This is a genomic window from Falsiroseomonas oryziterrae (genome assembly GCF_021864505.1).
Lineage (GTDB): Bacteria > Pseudomonadota > Alphaproteobacteria > Acetobacterales > Acetobacteraceae > Falsiroseomonas > Falsiroseomonas oryziterrae.
Genome location: NZ_JAKJIB010000053.1, coordinates 1 through 17,154, shown reverse-complemented (window position 1 = coordinate 17,154; position 17,154 = coordinate 1). Strand labels below are relative to the sequence as shown.

Sequence of the window (17,154 nt, the reverse complement as noted above, 5' to 3'; positions counted from 1 at the left end):
GCCCGCCGGCGTCACGCCGCCCGGCGCGCGGCGGGGACGGCGCGCATCCGCCCGCCGGGCAGGCTGCCCGGAACCGCGGCGGCGAGGTCGGCGGCGGCGAGCAGCTTCGACCAGTCGAGCCCGGTCGCGACGCCCATGCGGCGGAACAGCCAGGCGACGTCCTCGGTGGCGACGTTGCCCGTCGCACCCGGCGCGAAGGGGCAGCCGCCGAGGCCGCCCGCGGCGCTGTCGATCACCGTGCAGCCGGCGTTCCAGGCGGCGGCCACGTTCGCGACACCCATCCCGTAGGTGTCGTGGCCGTGGAAGGCGATGCGGCTGCTGCCGTCAGGCGCCGTCCAGGCCCGCACGGCATGACCCACGACGCGCGCTACCTGGTCCGGCGCGGCGTTGCCGGTGGTGTCGCAGATCGCGACCTCCATCCAGGGATCGAGCGCGATCGCGCGCTCCACCCAGTCCAGCGCGGCGCGTTCCGGCACCACGCCCTCGAAGGGGCAGTGGAAGCAGCAGGAGAGGTTGAAGCGCACCTTCATCCCCGCCGCCACGGCGTCGCGCACGATGCCGGCAAGGTCGGCGAAGCTCTCCGCGCAGGTGCGGTTCACGTTCGCCTTGTTGTGGCTCTCGGTGACGGACATGAAGAGCCCGACGCGATGCGCGCCGGCCTGCCGCGCCATCTCGAAGCCGCGGCGGTTGGGAACGAGCACCGTGGATTCGAGGCCGGGAAGCCTGAGCGCCGCCTGCAGCACCTCGCCCGTATCGGCCATCTGCGGCACCGCCTTCGGGCTGACGAAGGACCCCACCTCCATCCGCCGCACGCCGGCGGCATGCAGCGCGTTGACCAGCGCGATCTTGGTTTGCGTCGCCACGAAAGGCCCGATGGATTGCAGCCCGTCGCGCGGCGCGACCTCGCTGATGGTGACGCGGGACATCAGGCCTTCTCCGCGAGAAGCTCGTTGAAGACATGGTCGTTGTGCGCGCCGACCGCCGGCGCCGTCCAGCGCACCATCTCGGGCGGGCTGACGCCGTCGAAGCGGAAAGCGGGCGCCGGGTGCAGCAGCGTGCGGTCGAGCAGCGGGTCGCGCACCTCCATCACCGTCTGCCGCGCGCGGAAATGCGGATCCTCCGCGCAGTCCTTCATGTCGTAGAGGCGCGAGACCGGGATGTCCGCCGCTTCCAGCAGCTGCTCCGCCTCCGCTGCCGGCATCGTCCGCGTCCAGGCGCCGATCGCCGCGTCGATCTCGCCCACATTGGCGCAGCGCCCGATATTCGTCTGCAGCCGCGGATCGGCGCCGAGATCCTCGCGCCCGATCACGGTCATCAGCCGCCGGTAGATCGCATCCGAGTTGCCGCCGACGCAGAGCCACTTCCCGTCGGCGCACAGATAGGTGTTGGTCGGCGCCGCCGTCGGCAGCGCCGCCCCCTGCGGCTGCCGTACCCAGCCGAACAGCCCGTATTCCGGCAGCATGCCTTCCATCAGCGAGAAGATGGAGGAGACGAGGTCCACGTCGATGACGCGCCCCTTCGCCGCGGGATCACCTTTTGCGGCCCAGGCCGCACCCAGCACCGCCATCGCGGCGTACATCCCCGCGATGTCGTCGCTGATCGAAACGCCGCAGCGCGGCGGCGGATGCTCGGTGACGCCGGGCGTCGCGGTCAGGTGCCGGATGCCGCCCATCGCCTCCCCGATCGAGCCGAAGGCGGGCTTGTCGCGATACGGCCCGTCCTGTCCGAAGCCGGAGACGCGCGCGATGGTCAGCTTCGGGTTGATCGCCTGCAGCACCTCCGGCCCCAGCCCGATGCGCTCGAGATAGCCGGGGCGGAAATTCTCGATCAGCGCGTCGGCGCGGGCCGCGAGGCGCTTGACCTTCGCGCGCCCGTCCTCCGACTTCAGGTCGAGCGAGACGCAGAGCTTGTTGCGGCCGTGGATGGAGAACCACACGGCATGCCCGTTCACCTGCGAGCCCCAGCCGCGATGCGGGTCGCCCTCCGGCGGTTCCACCTTGATGACCTCGGCGCCCATGTCGGCCAGCAGCCGCGCGGCGAAGGGCCCGGCGATGTAGTGGCCGAGCTCCAGCACCTTGAATCCCTCGAGCGGCAACCTGCCCGGCATACCCGACCTCTCCGTCAGCCGGCGCGGACCATAGGCGGGCCGCCGCGTCCCGTCATGCGGGCGGGAACCGGATGGCAGGCGGAATCACGGCAAGACGTCTCGCCCGGGAAAGGATCGCGCAGGCATTCCGCGCGCTAAGGCAGCGGGGCTGCCGATCTTGCGCCCCGTCTCTCCCTCCCCGGGTGCCGGCAGCTTCCCCCCCATCGCCGGCATCCCGAACTCGGGCGGGGCTCCCTCAACGGGGGTCCCGCCCCTTCTTTTCCCATCGCTCCGGCGCCCCTTCTCAGCCGGCGCGGCCCCGCCACGCAACCCACAGCGCCGCGAGGCTCAGACCGAGCCCGGCCGAGAAGACCGCGGCATGGCTCTCGCCCGTCGCGTCGAAGAGCGCCGCCAGGGCGAAGCCCAGGGCGGCCTGCGCCACCGCATAGCCCGCGGTGGCGCGCACCCAGATCACCCCGGCGCGTGGCCCGGCCACCTCGCGCGCCGCGGCCAGCGTCACGGCCGTCGCGCCGACGCCCGCGAAGCCGCCGAGCGGTGCGGCCAGCAGCAGCGCCGACCAGTGCGGCACGAGGGCCAGCGCGAGGGCCACCACCTGCACCAGCATCCAGGCGGGCAGGAGGCGCCGCCCGCCGAACCGGCCCGCGACGCGCCCGCCGAGCAGCGTGCCGGCCATCGCCCCGAGGCCGAAGCCCATCCAGACCGCAGCGCCCGCCTCGATCGGGAGGCCGCGCCCGCGGACGGCGAGATCGGCCAAGTAGACCATCGGCGCCACCATCCCGGCGCCCGACAGCCCATAGGCCAGCAGCAGCCGGCCGGCGCGCGGCACGGCCGCTGCCGTGCCATCGGCCGGCAGGGCGGGCGGTTCGGGCCAGGCGCGCCGGGCCGCGATCCAGATCAATCCGACCGCGCCGGCGAGGCCGAGCCAGGCCATCGGGAGACCTCCCTGCAGCAGCAGGGGCACGAGCAGCCCGGCCGCGATGATCCCCGAACCGGCCCCGGCCATCACGATGCCACCAGCCGTCCCGCGGGCCTCGGGCAACACCGAGGCCTGCACGGCAGGCCCGGCCAGCGCCATCAGGATCCCGCCCGCCGTCCCGGCCAGCGCCCGCCACATCAGGAACCAGATCAGGCCGCCGTCATGTGCGCAGGCCGCGAAGGCGACCATCGCGAGCGCCATGCCGAGGTCGAGCGCCCGCGGCACGCCGATGCGCGCGGCAATGCCGCGTCCGGCGAGCACCCCGGCGAGGTAGCCCGCGAAATTGCCGGCGCCGAGCAGCCCGGCCCCGCCGCCATCCACCCAGGCGGCGGAGACCATGGCCGGGAAGAGCGGCACATAGGCGAAGCGGGCGAGCCCGACACCGGCCGCCACCGCGCCCGCACCGGCCCAGGCGACCCGAAGCCCCCTCATCCGGTCAGCCGCTTGGCGGGCGTGGTTGAACCTGCGCCGCCACTTCTCCATGCTGCATCGCGTTCATCCAGGGCCGCCGCCTCGCCCCAGCCTCGCCGAGGACCCATGTCCCGCCCGCCTGCCCGAACCGAGACCGCCTGCCTCGGCCGCCGCGCCTTCGTCACTCTCGCCCTCGTCCCGGCCGTGGGCTGCGGCACCATCCCGCCTGCCAGCGCCCAACGCGGCGCGCTCGCCAGCCTGCCGGATTTCGCCGACCTCGCGGAGCGCGTCCTGCCCGCCGTGGTGAACATCTCTGTCACCTCCCAGGGGGCGGAGGTCCCACCCGAGCTGCGCGGCACGCCGCTGGAGCGCTACCTGCGCGAGCGGCGGGGCAGGCAGGTGGTGCAGGGGGCCGGCTCCGGCTTCGTGATCGATCCATCGGGGCTGATCGTCACGGCGAACCACGTCGTCGGCAATGCCAGCCGGGTGATCGTGTCGTCGCAGTCGGGCCAGGACTACCAGGCGCGGGTGGTGGGCACCGACGAGTTGACCGACCTCGCCCTGCTGCGGGTCGAGACGCGGACTTCCCTGCCGGCCGTGCCCTGGGGCAGTTCGGGCACGATGCGGGTCGGGCAGTGGGTGCTGGCCGCCGGGAATCCCTTCGGGCTCGGCGGCACCGTCACCACCGGCATCATCTCCGCCCGCGGCCGCGACATCGGCTCCGGGCCCTTCGACGACTTCATCCAGACCGATGCGCCGATCAACCCGGGCAACTCGGGCGGGCCGCTGTTCAACCTCGCCGGCGAGGTGATCGGGATCAACACGGCCATCTACTCGCCGTCCGGCGCCTCGGCGGGCATCGGCTTCGCCGTCCCCTCCGACCTCGCGCGCCCGGTGATCGAGCAGCTGCGGACCGCCGGCCGCGTGGATCGCGGCTGGCTCGGCGTGCAGGTGCAGGACCTGCAATCCGATGAGCCCGGCCGCCGCGGAGGCGGTGCTGGGCGCAGCGGCGTGCTGATCGCCGGCGTGGAGCGGGGCAGCCCCGCCGCGCGGGCCGGCATCCGCCAGGGCGACCAGGTGGTTGCGATCAACGGGGAGCGGGTGGACACCTCCCGCGCCCTCGTGCGCAACATCGCTGCCGTGCCGCCCGGGCAGACCGTGCGTCTGTCCATCCTGCGCGACGGCCGCCCGAGCGAGATCCCCGTGCAGGTCGGCCGGCGGCCCGCCGCGCAGCAGCCGGCCGGCTGACGCGCGGGCGATCCGCCGAGGGTCCTCTAGGAATCGGGCAGGCCGCCGCCCTAGGCTGCAACGAACCGGGTTCGGGAACGACACGAGATGCGCATCCTGCTGGTCGAGGACGACGCCGAGGTCGCCCGCTTCGTGAAGAAGGGGCTGGCGGAGGCGGGGCATACGGTGGAGCACGCGCCGAACGGACGCGACGGGCTGTTCATGGCGGCGTCCGAATCCTTCGACGTCCTCGTGCTCGACCGCATGCTGCCCGGCGGCGTGGACGGCGTCAGGCTGGTCGAGACGCTGCGCGGCCAGGGCAACCGGACGCCCGTTCTGTTCCTCTCCGCCCTCAATGCGGTGGACGAGCGTGTGAAGGGCCTGAAGGCGGGCGGCGACGATTACCTCACCAAGCCCTTCGCCTTCGCCGAGCTGCTGGCCCGCGTCGAGGCGCTGGGGCGCCGCCCGGCAGCCGAGGTGCCGACGACACGGCTGAAGGTCGCCGATCTCGAGCTCGACCTGCTCTCGCGCACCGTCACGCGCGCGGGGAAGAAGATCGATGTGCAGCCGCGCGAGTTCCGCCTGCTCGAGCACCTGATGCGGCACGCGGGGCAGGTCGTGACCCGGACGATGCTGCTCGAGAAGGTCTGGGACTACCACTTCGATCCGCAGACCAACGTGATCGACGTGCACGTCTCGCGCCTGCGCCACAAGCTCGACAAGGGCTTCGAGAAGCCGCTGATCCACACGGTGCGCAACGCCGGCTACATGATCCGCGCCGATTGACGCGCGGATCCTGACCGGCGCGGGGACGCGCCAAGCAGCCGGAGCGCCCGCGATCACCCCGCCGCCCTCCATCGCGCCGCAGTCCTTCCAGCCGCCGCTGCTCGGCCTGCTGCGCAGCGCCTCGGGCCGCTTCGCCCTGTTCTTCACCGCGGTCTTCGCCGCCGCCGCCACGGCCGCGGCGGTGGTGCTGTGGTGGAACACCGCTGGCGCCCTCGACCGGCAGGTGGAGGCGTCGATCCGCGCGGATGCGACGGCGCTGGTCGAGCGCCGGCGGGCCGGCGACATCGGTGCGCTCGTCTCCGCCATCGAGGACCGCCTCGCGCTCGATGTCGCGAACGAGGCCCTCTATCTCCTCCTCGGGCCCGACAACCGGCGCCTCGCGGGCAACCTCAGCGCCTGGCCCGTGGAGGCGAGCGGCGAGCAGCCCTGGATGCGCATCCCGCTCGAGCGTGACGGCGCGATGACCGAGGCCCGGCTGCTGCGCGTGGACCTCGGCGACGGGCATCGCCTGCTGGTCGGGCGCGACGTGGCGGAGAAGCTGCGGCTGCGGGCGCTGCTGTCGGAAGGCATCGCCTGGGCGGCCTCGGCCTCCGCCGGGCTTGCGGTGCTCGGCGCCTGGCTGCTGCGCCGCGCGCTCGAGAACCGCCTGCGCCCGGTCTATCGGACCGCGGCCGCGGTCGCCTCCGGCGATCTCTCGCCGCGCGTCCCGCTGACCGAGCGCGGGGACGAGTTCGACAAGCTGGGCGCGACGATGAACGCCATGCTCGATCGCATCGCGCAGCTGATGGAAGGCGTGCGCGGCGTGTCGGACGCGATCGCGCACGACCTGCGCACGCCGATCGCCCGCGCCCGCGCGAAGCTCGAGGAGGCGCAGGCCTCCGCGGAGGACGAGGCGGCGCTGCGCGCCGCCATCGAGCAGGGGATCGCCGACCTCGACGGGATCGCGCGCGTCTTCCAGGCCGTGCTGCGCATCGCCGAGGTGGAGGCAGGCGCGCGGCGCGCCGCATTCCGGCCCACCGATCTGTCGCCCATGCTCGCGGATGTCGCCGAACTCTACGGCGCTTCCGCCGAAGCCCACGACCAGCATCTCGTGGCCGAGATCCCGGAGCGGCTGCCGCTGGTCGGCGATCGCGACCTGCTGGGCCAGGCGCTGGTGAACCTGCTCGACAACGCGCTCAAGTTCACGCCCGAGGGCGGCACGGTCCGGCTGGCCGCACGCCTCGGCCCCGATGCGGTCGAGATCGCGGTGTCCGATGACGGCCCCGGCATGCCCGAGGCCGACCGCCGCCGGGCCGGGGAGCGCTTCTTCCGCGCCGATTCCGCCCGCAGCACGCCAGGCTCCGGCCTCGGCCTGTCGCTGGTCCGCGCGGTGGCCGCGCTGCATGCGGGCGAGGTGCTGCTGACGGACACCCATCCGGGCGCCGAGCGCCCGGGCCTTACCGTCACGCTGCGCCTGCCCTCGGCCTGACGCCGCGCGGGGTTCCGGGCCGCCCGCGTGACGCCCCTTTCACCGGCGCGCCACGCCGCCGAGCGCCGGGGTGGCGCATGATGCCTGGATGTTGCGCCTTGCCCCGCTGGCTTTCGTGTTGCTCGCCACGCAGGTGGCCATGCCCGTTGCGATGCCCGCTGCCAACGAGACGCCGGTCCGTGTGACGACCGACAGCGGCGCCTATTGCCAGGAACTCGTGGTGCGGATCGCAGCCCAGCCCAATCCGGGCTCGGACATCCGGCTGCTGGCAGAGGAAGGCAAGCGGCTCTGCGAGACCGGGCATGTCCGCACCGGCATCGCGAAGCTGCGTCGCGCGCTGCGGGCCACCCAGCAGGGAAGTTGAGGCGAGGGACGCCGAGGCCGCGGGACGCGAAGCCCCTCAGGCCCCCGCGCGCATCAGCTTCGGGATCTCCTCCCGGAAGCGGAAGCGCAGCGCCGACCAGGTGTCGTCCAGCGCGATCTGGGTGACCGGCAGCAGGCCCTCGCTCGTGACCGGATCCCAGCCATGGTCGCGATCCAGGTCGGAGCGGACCGGGCCGCTCTTCTTCGGATAGGCGAACCAGAGCCGCGCCCCGATCCCGTACAGGTTGAGCGCCCGCGGCGCGATCGAGCGCAGCGTGGCGCGATCCGCGGCAAAAGCCAGGATCAGGTCGGCCGCCGCCGTCGCCCCGCTCGGCAGGCCGAAGGTCAGGCCGGGCGGATTGCCGATCACCGCGCACGCCATACCCGGGCGGTAGCCGAGCTTCCTCGCCACCTCCCCGATCACGACACCCATCGTCCAGTCAGTCCGTCACAGGGTTGACACCGAAGGGCGGCCCATAGCGCACTTGTCACCGGGGCGCAGCTTTTTCTTCGGCAATGCCGCGATGCATTTTTGTGCTCCGCGGCCCCAGGCAAGACCCTTGAAATTGCCCTGAGCCGGCCAGCTTGCCGGCATCACGCAGCCGTGCGAAGCGCGCGCATGCCCACAAACCCGCGCGTGACCGTGGTGACCGTCACCTACGCCAGCGCCGGAACGATCGGTGACTTCCTGGCGTCCTGCCCGGATGATCTGCCCGTCCTGGTTGTGGACAACGCATCGCCCGACGACACGCTTGCCCGGGTCCGGGCCGTGCGGCCGCGGGCCCGCATCATCGAGAATGCCCGGAACCTCGGCTTCGGCGCCGCGTGCAATCTCGCCCTGGACGGCATCGGGACAGAGTTCGCGCTGCTGGCCAATCCGGATGCCCGGCTCTCGGCCGAGGCCGTCGCCGCCCTTGTCGCGGCTGCCGACGCCTTCCCGGACCACCGCCTCGTCGCGCCCCTTCTGCTGGATGCGGAGGGCCGGCCGGTCCGCTCGTGGAACGTCGCCCAGGCGTGGCGGCGCCGCTTGCCCCGCGACAGGGAGGGCGAGCCATGGCCCGCGGGGCCGGTCTGCGTCGCCTTCGCCTCCGGCGCCTGCCTCCTGATGCGGCCCGCCGATCCGCTGCGGTTCGACGAGGGGTTCTTCCTCTTCTACGAGGATGACGACCTCTGCGCGCGGGCCGGTGGCGCGCTGCTGGAGCCCGCCGCCCGCGTCGCTCATGCCGGTGGCCGATCCTCTCCGCGGAGTCTCGCCACGAGTTGGCGGAAGGCGCGCTGCATGGCGTGGTCGCGGCTTCGCTTCACCGCGCTGCACGATGGCGGCGTCGACGTCGCGCGGCGGGAAGGACGGCGTCGTGCGGTGCACCATCTGGGCAAGGCCCTCGGGCACGCCCTCACGGCCCGCCCGCGCAAGGTGGTGACCGACATCGCCGCCCTGGCGGGCACCGCCGCCTGGCTGCGCGAGAACCGGCGCTGACTGTCATCGTCGCGCGCTGGACAGCCCGCCGGTGGGCCGACACCCTGGCCGCATGGACAGCCAGACTGCCTTTCCTGCCGGTCTCCGCCGCACCCTGACGCACCGCGTCACGGCCGCCGAGCTTGCGCCCGTCGCCGCGCTCCTCGGATCGGCCGATCCCGCGCTCGCCCCGCGCGCGGCCGCGACGCTGATGACGCGGATGCTCGTCACGCGCTTCCCCGGCCCCGGGACGCGGCTGCTGCGAGAGAACTTCTCCTATGCCGGGCGGCTCGCCGAAGGCGACGAGCTCGAGCTGAGCGTCGAGGTGGCGGGTGCCGCGCCGGGGGGCCTCGCGCTGCGCTGCACGGTGCGCCTGGCAGGCGGCGAGACGATCCTCGAGGGCGTCGCCGACGTCGTCCCGCCCGCCGCGCGGCCGGCCGAGGACGCCGACACGCCCTTCGGGGTGACGCCGCGCCGGATGATCACCGCGCTGCTCGAGCGCTGCCATGGCCGCGCGCCTGTCCCGACCGCGGTCGCGCATCCCTGCGACGCGGCGAGCCTGGAAGGCGCGCTGCTCGCCGCCCGACACGGCCTGATCACGCCGATCCTCGTCGGTCCCGAGGCCCGCATCCGTCGCGCCGCGGCCGAGGCATCGCTCGACATCGCCGGCCTCGAGATCGTCGGGGCGCCGCACAGCCATGCGAGTGCGGAGGCGGCGGTCGGACTTGTCTCGGACGGCAATGCCAGGGCGCTGATGAAGGGCAGTCTGCACACCGACGAGCTGCTCTCGGCCGCGCTCGCGCGGGAGGCTGGGCTGCGCACGGAGCGGCGGGTGAGCCACGCCTTCGTCATGGACGCGCCGCTCTATCCGCGCCTGCTGATCATCACCGATGCCGCGATCAACATCGCCCCCGACCTCGAGGCCAAGGCGGACATCGTGCGCAACGCCATCGCGCTGGCCAGCGCGATCGGCATCGAGCTGCCGCGTGTCGCCCTGCTGTCGGCGGTGGAAACCGTGACGCCCCGCATGGCCTCGACGCTGGAGGCGGCGGCGCTCTGCAAGATGGCCGACCGCGGCCAGATCACGGGCGGCATCCTCGACGGCCCGCTCGCCTTCGACAATGCGGTGAGCGAGGCGGCGGCCCAGGCCAAGGGCATCGTCAGCGCGGTCGCCGGCCGCGCCGACATCCTCGTCGTGCCGGACATCGAGAGCGGCAACATGCTGGCCAAGCAGTTGGCCCTGCTGGGTGGGGCGGAGAGCGCCGGGATCGTGCTCGGCCTGCGGGTCCCGATGGCGCTGACCAGCCGCAGCGACGACGCGATGTCGCGCCTCGCCTCGGCGGCGCTGCTGCGGCTGATGGCGGAGGGGTAGGCGCGCAAGCGAAAGGGGCGGCCCCTCGCGGGACCGCCCCCCTCTTGTCCGCGGTGCGGCGAGGCCTACTCGGCGGCGACCGTGGTCGGCTTCTCGTTCCGGGTCTTCCAGAGCGAGTAGAAGATGCCGCCCAGGATCATCGCCAGGGTGACGCCGAGCGAGATGGCCGGGTCCACCTTCCCGAAGATGTTGTTCCAGAAGATCTTGCCGCCGATGAACACCAGCACGAGGGCGAGCGCGTACTTCAGGTAGTGGAAGCGGTGCACCATCGCGGCGAGCGCGAAGTAGAGTGCGCGCAGGCCGAGGATCGCCATGATGTTCGCGGTGTAGACGATGAAGGTGTCGGTGGTGATCGCGAAGATCGCCGGCACGCTGTCCACCGCGAAGATCAGGTCGGCGATGTTGATGATGACGAGCGCGAGGAACAGCGGCGTCGCCCAGATCACCACCTTGCCGCCCTTCGCCGGGTCGGGCTTGCGCACGAAGAACTTCTGGTCGTGCAGTTCGTCGGTGACGCGCATATGCTTCTTGAAGAACTTCACGACCGGGTTCTTCGAGATGTCCGGGTCGCTCTCCGGCACCACCAGCATCTTGATGCCGGTGGCGATCAGGAACGCGCCGAAGATGTAGAGCAGCCAGTCGTATTCCTGCACCAGCGCCGCGCCGACGCCGATCATGATGCCGCGCAGCACGATGACCGCGATGATGCCCCAGACCAGCGCGCGGTACTGGTACTTCCGCGGGATGGCGAAGAACGTGAAGATCAGGCTGATGACGAAGACGTTGTCGATGGACAGCGCCTTCTCGATGAAGAAGCCCGTGAAATACGTCTTGCCGGCGTGCAGCCCGTCCGAGGTGGTGATGTATCCGACCTCGTAGGCCCACCAGATCGCGCCGCCATAGAGCATGGCGAAGCCGATGTAGAAGGCGGAGAGCCAGAGGCTCTCCGAGATGCCCATCTCCTTGTTCTCCTTGTTGAGAACACCGAGATCGAAGGCGAGCAGGGCGACGACGATGGTGAGGAAGCCGGCCCACATCCAGACCGGCTTGCCGATCCACTCGGCAACAAGGAATTCCATGACGGACCAATTCTCCCGGGTGGCGCCCGGCGGGCGGGCGTGGGTTCCTGCGATGCGATCCGACATCGCGGCGACACCCGGGCTTTCCCCTGCCCAGGCTCCCCAGCCCGGCGCACACCCGGATGCCGGTCCCGCCAGAGGGGCCCGGATCAGCGGCGGCATCTGGCGCAGACCGAATTGTCTTTCAAGAGTGGATCAAAGGAAATCGGACCGCCATGGTGCGGTCAGGTGCCGAGCCGGCGGCCCGGCGTCGGGGGAATCGACCCCTCCCGCTTGTCTCCCGCCGCCGGCCGCGCCATCTGCGGTTTGCGCCGGACCCCGACGGGGACTAGTGTCCGGCCCCGCGACAACCCGGACGGCCCCGCCAGGGGCGCGTCCGAAGATGGGATCGAGGCGTCACGATGGGTTCGTTCAGCATCTGGCACTGGCTTGTGGTGCTGCTGGTCATTCTGCTGCTGTTCGGCAGCGGCAAGATCAGCGGGCTGATGGGCGACCTGGCCAAGGGCATCAAGTCCTTCAAGCAGAACATGAAGGAGGACGACGTGAAGGACGCCTCCATGGCGGCGGATGCTTCGGCGCAGACGCCCGCCCAGCCGGCCGGCACCATCCCCGGCCCGCAGGGGGCGACCCAGGCCCAGGCGCAGCCCGCCAACCCGACCCGCCCGGCGGCCTGACGCCGCGGCGTTGATCCTGCCACCGCGCGGCGGCTAGCGTCGCGCGGAGAGGCGGCCGCGGCATGCGGTCACGCGCCGACCCCGGCACCGGGGCCGGCGCTTCGCATTTCGGAGAGGGGCTTGGGCGTTCCCGATCAGGTGGCCGAGGCGATCGTCGCCGCGGGGCGTCGGATGGACGCGCTCGGCCTGGTGCCCGCGACCGCCGGCAACTTCTCCATCCGTCTCGATGCCACGCGGCTCGCGGTCACCGTCTCGGGCCGGCACAAGGGGTTCCTGACGGCGGACGACGTCATGGTCGTCGACCTCGACGGCACGCCGATGGAACCCGGCAAGCGCGGCTCGGCCGAGACGCTGCTCCATTGCGGCATCTACCGACGCTTCCCCGAGGCCGGGGCCGTGCTGCATGGCCATTCCATCGCCAACACGGTGCTCTCGCGCGCCGCCGGCAACCGCCTGGTGCTGGCAGGCTATGAGCTGCTGAAGGCCTTTCCCGGCCTGCCGACCCACGATGCCGAAGTGGCGCTGCCGGTGGTGCCCAACGACCAGGACATCGCCCGCATGCAGCGCGGGCTCGACGCCCTCTGGGATGGTCTCGGCGCGATCCCGCCGGGCTACTTGATCGCCGGCCACGGGTCCTATGTATGGGCGCCCGACATGCCCGGCGCGCTGGCGCGCATGGAGGCGCTGGAGTTCATGCTCCGCTGCGAGCTGGAGCACAGGCAGGCGAAGTGGCAGCCGCTTCGCCCGGCCGGTGCGTGACGACAACGGATGGAGGAGGCTGAGGCCATGAGCCGCCTGACGGTCTGGGACGCCGACACGAACGAGCAGGTGCTGGTCACCGAGGACGCGCAGCGTATCGCCGCCGAGCTCAAGGCGATCGGCGTCCGCTTCGAGCGCTGGCCGCTCGCCGCCATCCCCGCCGATGCCGAGGCCGACGAGATCCTGGAGGCCTATCGCCCGCATCTCGACGCCTTCCTCGCCGCGACCGGCGCCGGCACGGCAGATGTCATCAAGCTGACGCCCGACCATCCGCAGAAGGATGCGCTCCGCGCCAAGTTCCTGTCCGAGCACACGCACACCGAGGATGAGGTGCGCTTCTTCCATTCGGGCAGCGGCAACTTCGTGCTGCACATGAACGGCAAGGTCTATGACGCGCATTGCGTGGCCGGCGACCTGATCAGCGTGCCGGCCAACTCGAAGCACTGGTTCGACGCGGGCGACAATCCGAAGTTCGCGGTGGTGCGCGTCTTCACCGACACCACCGGCTGGACGCCGCACTACACCGGCACCGACATGTCGGTGCGCTTCCCGGCCAAGACGGCCTGACCAGCCGCGTGGCCGCGATCCGCGCCGTCCTCACCGACATCGAGGGCACGACGAGCGCGATCGCCTTCGTGAAGGAGACGCTGTTCCCCTTCGCGGAGGCCGCGCTGGACGGGTTCCTCGAGACGCATGGGAACGATCCCGCCGTCGCGGCCATCCTGGCCGAAGTGCCCGGCCCCGACCGCCGCGCCACGCTGCGGCGCTGGATGGCGGAGGACGCCAAGGTCACGCCGCTCAAGTCGCTGCAGGGCCTGATCTGGCGCGCCGGCTTCGAGGATGGGCGGCTGCGCGGACATCTCTGGCCCGACGTGGCGGCGTGCCTGCGCGCCTGGGCGGTCGGCGGCCTCACGCTTGCGGTCTATTCCTCCGGCTCGGTCGAGGCGCAGCGGCTTCTGTTCCGCCACTCCGTCGCGGGCGATCTCGAGGGGCTGTTCCGGGGCTTCTTCGACACGAAGGTGGGTGCCAAGCGCGAGGTCGGCTCCTACGCCGCCATCGCAACCGCGCTCGACATGGCACCGGCCTCGATCCTGTTCCTTTCGGACGTGGCCGAGGAACTAGACGCGGCCGCTGCTTCCGGCCTCGCCACCTGCCAACTGGTCCGCGAGGCCGACGGCACGCGGCCATCCGGGCGGCATCCCGAGGCCGCGGACTTCCCCGCCGTCGCGGCCCGCTTCGGCCTGCCCGCAACGGGGTGACAGGCATGCTGCCTGCAGGCTAGATGCGCCGCGATCCCGCGGCGGGAGGCTTGCCACATGCTGACGTCCTACACCCTCGCCGAGGGGCGCATCGTGGTGCGCGACGGGCTCTCGCCGGAGGACGACCTCTCCCGCGCCGTCTGGATCGACCTGCTGAACCCGACCGCGGAAGAGGAGCGCGCCGTGCAGGCCGCGCTGCGCGTCGAGATCCCGACGCGGGAGGAGATGGAGGAGATCGAAAGCTCCTCGCGCCTCTACCGCGAGGAGGACACGCTCTTCCTCACCGCGAACTTCCTCTACGGCGTCGAGGGCGGGGAATATGGCTCGACGCCGATCACCTTCGTCCTCGCCGCGCACGCGCTGGTGACGGTGCGCTACCAGACGCCGAAGGCCTTCGCCGTCTTCAGCGTGCGCTGCCAGAAGAACCCGGCCCTCGTCGCCTCGCCGGACGGCGTCATGCTGCACCTGTTCGAGCAGATCGTGGACCGCCTCGCCGATATCCTGGAGCGTGTCGGCAGCGACATGGACCGCGCCTCGGGCGCCGCCTTCCGCAGTGCGCGGGCGAACATCAAGGCGAACAAGCGCGACGCCGACCTGCGCGAGGCGCTCCTGACCCTCGGCCAGGTTGGCGAGGTCACGACGCGCGCCTCCGAGACGCTGCTCGGCCTCACCCGGATCCTCACCTTCGTCGGCGCCGAGAAGGACAATGCCGTCCGACGCGAGAACAAGGCGCTGATCAAGACGCTCGTGCGCGACGTACGAAGCCTGGTGGAGCACGCCGGCGTACTGAACGGGAAGGCGACCTTCCTGCTCGATGCGATCCTCGGCATCATCAACGTCGAGCAGATGAACATCATCAAGACCTTCACCGTGGTCTCGGTGGCGCTGATGCCGCCGACGCTCATCGCCAGCATCTACGGCATGAACTTCCAGTACATGCCGGAGCTGTCGCAGGCCTGGGGCTATCCGGCCGCGCTGGTGGCGATGATGCTCTCGGCGCTCGGTCCGGTCTGGTACTTCCGTCGCAAGGGATGGCTGTGAGGCGGCGCACGGCGGTCCTGCTCGCCGCGCTCTGGCCTGCCGGTGCCCTGGCACAGGGGGCAGCGCCCGCGCCGTCCTGCACGCCGCGCGTCGCGGCGACCGTCACGCTCGACCTGGTGGATCCCGAGCCGCGGATCCTCGCGCCGCTGCCCGCACGCCAGTTGCGCGCCCAGGCCGGTGGTACCTCCGACACGGCCTTCCCGCACCATCTCGGCCTGACCGTCTCCCGCGTCGAGTGGCGCAGCGAGGTGACGGCGCGCGCGCGCGGCCCGGCCGATGGCCCGGTCTGCGCGGTACCCGCCGATGTCCGGCTGCGCCTGCGCCATGCCGAGCACAGCATCCGCCTGGCGCGCGAAATCCCGCCCGGCAGCTGCCTCGCGGAGGAGGTGCTCGCGCATGAGCGCCGCCACGCCGAGGTGAACCGCCGCACGCTGCGCGAGGCGGCGACGGAGTTGCGCGGCATCGCGCGGGCCTGGGCGGCGCGGGCCGAGGCACGGGCGCCCGATGTCGGGATCGCCGCCACCCTGCTGCAGGACGAACTGGCCGCGCTGGTCGATCCGGCGCTGGAGCGCCTGCGCGCGGCGCGCGAGGCCGCGCATGCGGTGATCGATTCGCCGGCGGAGTATCGCCGCCTCAGCCGGGTCTGCCCCGAGGACCAGCGCCGCCTGCGCGCCGCGCTCCGCGCTTGAGCGCCGCTGCCCGCATTCCGGGCAGCCCCACGTTGCGCGGGTGGCGATTCCGCGGCACGGCCGGATTGACCCCGTGCCGCGCGCACGATCATGTGCCGCCGCCTGACCTGCCAAGAGACTGACCATGCCCGCCACGCACCGCGTCGCCGCGACCCCCGAGACCACGCGCTTCGGCGCCTTCGACGCCGCCTTCCCGCCCGTCGCCAGCATCGCCAGCGGCGACCTCGTGGTGCTCGAATGCGTCTCCGGCGCGAAGGAGATCATGCCGGCGCCCGAGACGGGGCTCCGCGTCCCGCCCGCGCTCGCCGCCATCCACGCCGCCGATCCGCCACGCATGGGTCCGCACATCATCACCGGCCCCGTCGAGGTGCAGGGCGCCGAGCCCGGCGACGTGCTGCGCGTCGATATCGAGAAGATCGAGCTCGGCAACGACTGGGGCTTCTGCGGCTTCCGCCCCCTCTTCGGCACCCTGCCGGAGGACTTCCCCTATGCCCGCATGCTGCACATCCCCGTGGACAAGGCGGCGATGACCTGCACGGTGCCGGTCGGGCCCGGCGTCACGCTGCCGCTCAGCCCCTTCTTCGGCGTGATGGGCGTGGCGCCGCCAGCGGCCTGGGGCCGGCTTTCGACGAAGGAGCCGCGCGCGCATGGCGGCAACCTCGACAACAAGGAGATCGGCGAGGGCGCGACGCTCTGGCTGCCGGTGCATGTCGCGGGCGCGTTGTTCTCCGCTGGCGACGGCCATGGCGTGCAGGGCGACGGCGAGGTCTGCATCAACGCGCTCGAGATGTGCCTGACCGGCCACTTCCGTCTGACGCTCGAGAAGGGCGGCGGCGCGAAGGACCCGGCGCTGCGCTTCCCGCGCGCGGAGACGAAGACCCACTACATCTCGATGGGCCTGCACGAGGACCTCGACCTCGCCATGAAGCAGGCGCTGCGCGAGATGATCGCCTTCATCGTGGCGCGCATGAATGTCAGCCCCGCCGATGCCTACCAGCTCTGCTCGCTCGCCGTCGATTTCCGCGTGACCCAGACGGTGAACGGCGAGAAGGGCGTGCACGGCATGCTGCGGAAGGGCCTGCTGTTCTGAAGCCCGGCGGCAGCCGGGGGCGCCACCGCGCGGTATTCTGTCCACAGCTTTTCGCTTCCGCCGCGAATCCAGAACTTGTGTCCCGACCCAGCGTTGCCCTACCGTATCTGGTAGGTCGGGGGCTGAGGGAGACCGGGTCGATGGACTGGACGCCAGAGGCGATCGAGCGGCTCAAGGCGCTTTGGGCCGAGGGGCATTCGACGGCCGAGATCGGCCGGCGCATGGGCATCTCCAAGAACGCGGTCGTCGGCAAGGCGCACCGCCTCAGCCTTCCCGCGCGGCCGAGCCCGATCCGCCGCGAGGCGAGCGGCACCACGGTGCCGCGCCCGGCGCAGCCGCGCCCCATCCGCCCGGCCGGCGTCGCGCCGCGCACCACCCTGCCGCCGGTCGCGCCTGC

The 17,154-nt window shown here is 72.1% G+C and carries 19 protein-coding genes; 14 read left to right on the top strand and 5 right to left on the bottom strand.

Features of this window, described 5'->3' with window-relative positions; translation table 11 throughout:
• Nucleotides 1-11 precede the first annotated feature (11 nt).
• The 3 genes from L2I40_RS07115 to L2I40_RS07105 all read right to left on the bottom strand — a co-directional run bounded on the left by L2I40_RS07115 (nt 12) and on the right by L2I40_RS07105 (nt 3,515).
• A complete protein-coding gene (locus L2I40_RS07115; RefSeq protein ID WP_237214196.1) occupies nt 12-926 on the bottom strand; it encodes a hydroxymethylglutaryl-CoA lyase in 915 nt (304 codons plus the stop codon).
• On the bottom strand, nt 926-2,107 hold the full coding sequence (locus L2I40_RS07110; protein WP_237214195.1) for a CaiB/BaiF CoA transferase family protein: 1,182 nt from the start codon (nt 2,105-2,107) through the stop codon (nt 926-928). Before L2I40_RS07110 ends, L2I40_RS07115 begins: the two co-directional genes overlap by 1 nt.
• Before the next feature lie 283 nt (nt 2,108-2,390).
• Nucleotides 2,391-3,515, bottom strand: a complete 1,125-nt coding sequence (locus tag L2I40_RS07105; RefSeq protein WP_237214194.1) for a YbfB/YjiJ family MFS transporter — start codon at nt 3,513-3,515, stop codon at nt 2,391-2,393.
• 105 nt (nt 3,516-3,620) lie between these two features.
• On the opposite strand from L2I40_RS07105, the gene L2I40_RS07100 reads away from it, so the two are divergent.
• From L2I40_RS07100 to L2I40_RS07085, 4 genes are all read left to right on the top strand, one after another.
• On the top strand, nt 3,621-4,742 hold the full coding sequence (locus tag L2I40_RS07100; protein ID WP_237214193.1) for a S1C family serine protease: 1,122 nt from the start codon (nt 3,621-3,623) through the stop codon (nt 4,740-4,742).
• Nucleotides 4,743-4,829: 87 nt separating this feature from the next.
• Complete coding sequence (locus L2I40_RS07095) at nt 4,830-5,507, top strand: winged helix-turn-helix domain-containing protein (RefSeq protein ID WP_237214192.1); 678 nt, start codon at nt 4,830-4,832, stop codon at nt 5,505-5,507.
• A gap of 181 nt (nt 5,508-5,688) precedes the next feature.
• Nucleotides 5,689-6,975, top strand: a complete 1,287-nt coding sequence (locus L2I40_RS07090) for a sensor histidine kinase (RefSeq protein ID WP_237214191.1) — start codon at nt 5,689-5,691, stop codon at nt 6,973-6,975.
• A gap of 88 nt (nt 6,976-7,063) precedes the next feature.
• Nucleotides 7,064-7,339: a hypothetical protein gene (locus L2I40_RS07085; protein ID WP_237214190.1), complete on the top strand. Its 276-nt coding sequence runs from the start codon at nt 7,064-7,066 to the stop codon at nt 7,337-7,339.
• Nucleotides 7,340-7,375: 36 nt separating this feature from the next.
• On the opposite strand, the gene L2I40_RS07080 is transcribed toward L2I40_RS07085, so the two are convergent.
• Nucleotides 7,376-7,771 carry a hypothetical protein gene (locus L2I40_RS07080; RefSeq protein ID WP_237214189.1) on the bottom strand — a complete coding sequence of 132 codons (396 nt, stop codon included), beginning with the start codon at nt 7,769-7,771 and terminating at the stop codon, nt 7,376-7,378.
• A 186-nt stretch (nt 7,772-7,957) separates the two neighbouring features.
• Between L2I40_RS07080 and L2I40_RS07075 the strand changes: the two genes are divergently transcribed.
• On the top strand, nt 7,958-8,815 hold the full coding sequence (locus tag L2I40_RS07075) for a glycosyltransferase (protein WP_237214188.1): 858 nt from the start codon (nt 7,958-7,960) through the stop codon (nt 8,813-8,815).
• Nucleotides 8,816-8,867: 52 nt separating this feature from the next.
• Nucleotides 8,868-10,166: a bifunctional enoyl-CoA hydratase/phosphate acetyltransferase gene (locus L2I40_RS07070; RefSeq protein ID WP_237214187.1), complete on the top strand. Its 1,299-nt coding sequence runs from the start codon at nt 8,868-8,870 to the stop codon at nt 10,164-10,166.
• Nucleotides 10,167-10,231: 65 nt separating this feature from the next.
• On the opposite strand, the gene L2I40_RS07065 is transcribed toward L2I40_RS07070, so the two are convergent.
• A complete protein-coding gene (locus tag L2I40_RS07065; RefSeq protein ID WP_237214186.1) occupies nt 10,232-11,245 on the bottom strand; it encodes a TerC family protein in 1,014 nt (337 codons plus the stop codon).
• Between the two features lie 401 nt (nt 11,246-11,646).
• On the opposite strand from L2I40_RS07065, the gene L2I40_RS07060 reads away from it, so the two are divergent.
• From L2I40_RS07060 to L2I40_RS07025, 8 genes are all read left to right on the top strand, one after another.
• Nucleotides 11,647-11,919: a twin-arginine translocase TatA/TatE family subunit gene (locus L2I40_RS07060; RefSeq protein WP_237214185.1), complete on the top strand. Its 273-nt coding sequence runs from the start codon at nt 11,647-11,649 to the stop codon at nt 11,917-11,919.
• Between the two features lie 120 nt (nt 11,920-12,039).
• The gene (locus tag L2I40_RS07055; RefSeq protein ID WP_272910942.1) at nt 12,040-12,678 is read left to right on the top strand and encodes a methylthioribulose 1-phosphate dehydratase; all 639 of its coding nucleotides are present in this window, start codon (nt 12,040-12,042) and stop codon (nt 12,676-12,678) included.
• 27 nt (nt 12,679-12,705) lie between these two features.
• Nucleotides 12,706-13,245: a 1,2-dihydroxy-3-keto-5-methylthiopentene dioxygenase gene (locus L2I40_RS07050; RefSeq protein ID WP_237214184.1), complete on the top strand. Its 540-nt coding sequence runs from the start codon at nt 12,706-12,708 to the stop codon at nt 13,243-13,245.
• A gap of 8 nt (nt 13,246-13,253) precedes the next feature.
• Nucleotides 13,254-13,937 carry an acireductone synthase gene (mtnC, locus tag L2I40_RS07045; protein WP_237214183.1) on the top strand — a complete coding sequence of 228 codons (684 nt, stop codon included), beginning with the start codon at nt 13,254-13,256 and terminating at the stop codon, nt 13,935-13,937.
• Between the two features lie 57 nt (nt 13,938-13,994).
• On the top strand, nt 13,995-14,978 hold the full coding sequence (locus tag L2I40_RS07040) for a magnesium transporter CorA family protein (RefSeq protein WP_237214181.1): 984 nt from the start codon (nt 13,995-13,997) through the stop codon (nt 14,976-14,978).
• Complete coding sequence (locus tag L2I40_RS07035) at nt 14,975-15,667, top strand: hypothetical protein (protein WP_237214176.1); 693 nt, start codon at nt 14,975-14,977, stop codon at nt 15,665-15,667. The genes L2I40_RS07040 and L2I40_RS07035 overlap by 4 nt, the downstream gene beginning before the upstream one ends.
• A gap of 124 nt (nt 15,668-15,791) precedes the next feature.
• Nucleotides 15,792-16,757 carry an acetamidase/formamidase family protein gene (locus L2I40_RS07030; protein ID WP_237214175.1) on the top strand — a complete coding sequence of 322 codons (966 nt, stop codon included), beginning with the start codon at nt 15,792-15,794 and terminating at the stop codon, nt 16,755-16,757.
• 140 nt (nt 16,758-16,897) lie between these two features.
• Nucleotides 16,898-17,154, top strand: a 257-nt coding sequence (locus L2I40_RS07025; RefSeq protein ID WP_237214174.1) for a GcrA family cell cycle regulator, incomplete at its 3' end; no start/stop codon positions are given.